The sequence below is a fragment of the Salipaludibacillus sp. CF4.18 genome, from assembly GCF_051262595.1.
GTDB lineage: Bacteria > Bacillota > Bacilli > Bacillales > Salisediminibacteriaceae > Salipaludibacillus > Salipaludibacillus neizhouensis.
Window position 1 is genome coordinate 1 of sequence record NZ_JBIMEV010000122.1, and the last position, 2,370, is coordinate 2,370.

Here is a 2,370-nt window from a genome sequence, read left to right on the forward strand (position 1 = left end):
GAACGAAGCACGGAACCGTTCCTCTGTTTATTTTTGGAAGCTATCTAGTAATTCTTTCGTGTTACTAAAGACGAGATCTGGTTTAATACCAATATCAGGCATCGCTCGTTTACGATGGTTCATCCAAATCGAATGCCAGCCAACTTGTTTGGCTCCAACGACATCATTTTCAAAGGAATCCCCGATATAAACGGTTTTGGATTTTTCTAACTCCAGCTTTTTTTCAATATGTAGAAATACTTCTTCACTTGGTTTCGCATAGCCTATTTCGTTTGAGATAAAATGATGTTCTTTCGGGATCCAATTTATCAACCCTAGCTGTTTTATTTTCATAGATTGATGTTCTTTATCTCCATTTGTTAAAAGAGCAATCTGTTTATTTTTACTGTTCAAAAAATCGAGCAGTAATTCTATATCCTTATATAACGTTATTCTATGTTGTTCCTCTAAGTAATTCTCTTGAAAATCAACCGCCTCCTGAAAACTTATATTGATACCACTTTCTTGGCAAGCTGCAGAAATACGGTAGGTCTGCATATCCAGTAAGGAGATTCCTTCCGATAGATTCTTTTCAAACAAGGCATCACTATGCTTTCTGCTCGAGACATATATTTCATGAAGTAATTGTTCAGATACTGAGTTTTTCAGTAATTTGCGAAGAGCGATCTTAAAAGGAACTAGTTGGTCGTAAAGTGTATCATCAACATCAAAAATAATCGTATCCATAAATTTCGTATCCTTTCTGTAGGAGATAGGGGACGGTTCTCTGCTTCATTCGCAGTATGTTGGAAGTAGGAAGCAGAGAACCGTCCCTATGATTGTTACTAAAAATATTATATCATGTGTACAATAGAAAGATATTGAGGAAGAAAAGGGGATATGATGACAAAGATAAACGAAATTAAAGAAGCTGGCTGGAACTTAGATAACAGTTATGCAGATCTGCCGGAAACATTTTTTTCTAAAATTGACTTGAATCCTGTGAGTTCACCTGAAATGGTTATTTTAAATCATTCGTTGGCAACATCGCTTGGCTTTAATTCAGACGCTCTGGAAAGCGAAGAATCGGTAGCAGTATTTGCTGGCAACCGGATTCCTGACGGTGCTCTGCCTCTTGCTCAGGCCTACGCGGGGCATCAGTTTGAGAATTTTACGATGTTAGGGGACGGACGAGCGCTATTACTTGGTGAGCAAATTACTCCACAAGACGACCGGGTGGATATTCAACTTAAAGGATCAGGTAGAACACCATATTCACGAGGAGGCGATGGTCGAGCGGGACTTGGTCCAATGCTCCGGGAATATATCATGAGCGAAGCCATGCACGGACTAGGTATTGCTACTACCCGTAGTCTGGCTGTTGTGACAACTGGGGAATCGGTCTTCCGGGAAACAGAACAGCCAGGTGCCGTTTTGACCCGTATCGGTGCCAGTCATCTGCGCGTGGGTACCTTTCAATATGCTGCTGAATGGGGAAGTATTGAGGATCTCCGTGCACTGGCAGAATACACAATAGAACGTCATTTTCCAAACGTAATGGATAGCTCAAATCGATATCTTTCTCTATTACGCGCCGTCATGGAACGACAGGCTGCGCTCATTGCTAAATGGCAGCAAGTTGGGTTTATTCATGGCGTGATGAACACAGACAACGCGGCGATTAGTGGGGAAACGATTGATTATGGCCCTTGCGCTTTCATGAATACCTATGATCCGGCAACGGTTTTCAGCTCCATTGACAGACAAGGTCGTTACGCTTATGGTAATCAACCGCCTATTTCGGGATGGAATCTTGCCCGATTTGCGGAAACTTTATTACCACTGTTGCACGACGATCAGGAAGAAGCACTCAAACTGGCTCAAGATGAGATTTCGGGATACATGGATTTGTATCAAGGTTATTGGCTGGCAGGAATGAGGGAAAAACTGGGGTTATTTACTGAAGAGGCAGACGATGAATCTCTTATTGAAGACCTTCTCAGTTTGATGAAAAAAAATGAGGCTGATTACACAAATACTTTCCTTGCCTTAACTTTTGATAAAACGGAGGATACGGTTCTTCATGGGACTCCAGAATTCACTGCGTGGTTTGAGCAATGGCAAACAAGAAGAGACAAGCAGCAGGAATCCAAATCCTCTTCAGATGAGTTGATGAAAAACAGTAATCCTGCGTTAATCCCCCGTAACCACAGGGTAGAAGAAGCTCTGGAAGCTGCAGTGGAACAAGGGGATTACAGCGTGATGGAGCGTCTTCTAGATGTGCTTTCAAATCCTTATGCACACACACCGGAACAGGATAAATATTCCTCACCACCACCTGAATCCAATCGTCCTTACCGCACATTTTGTGGCACATAAAGGTGTCACTGG

The 2,370-nt window shown here is 42.2% G+C and carries 2 protein-coding genes; one reads left to right on the forward strand and one right to left on the reverse strand.

Features of this window, described 5'->3' with window-relative positions; all coding sequences use genetic code 11:
- Positions 1–27 precede the first annotated feature (27 nt).
- Positions 28–726 carry an HAD family hydrolase gene (locus ACHABW_RS25590; protein ID WP_435759848.1) on the reverse strand — a complete coding sequence of 233 codons (699 nt, stop codon included), beginning with the start codon at positions 724–726 and terminating at the stop codon, positions 28–30.
- Between the two features lie 156 nt (positions 727–882).
- On the opposite strand from ACHABW_RS25590, the gene ACHABW_RS25595 reads away from it, so the two are divergent.
- On the forward strand, positions 883–2,358 hold the full coding sequence (locus tag ACHABW_RS25595) for a protein adenylyltransferase SelO (RefSeq protein ID WP_435759850.1): 1,476 nt from the start codon (positions 883–885) through the stop codon (positions 2,356–2,358).
- The last annotated feature ends 12 nt before the right edge of the window (positions 2,359–2,370 follow it).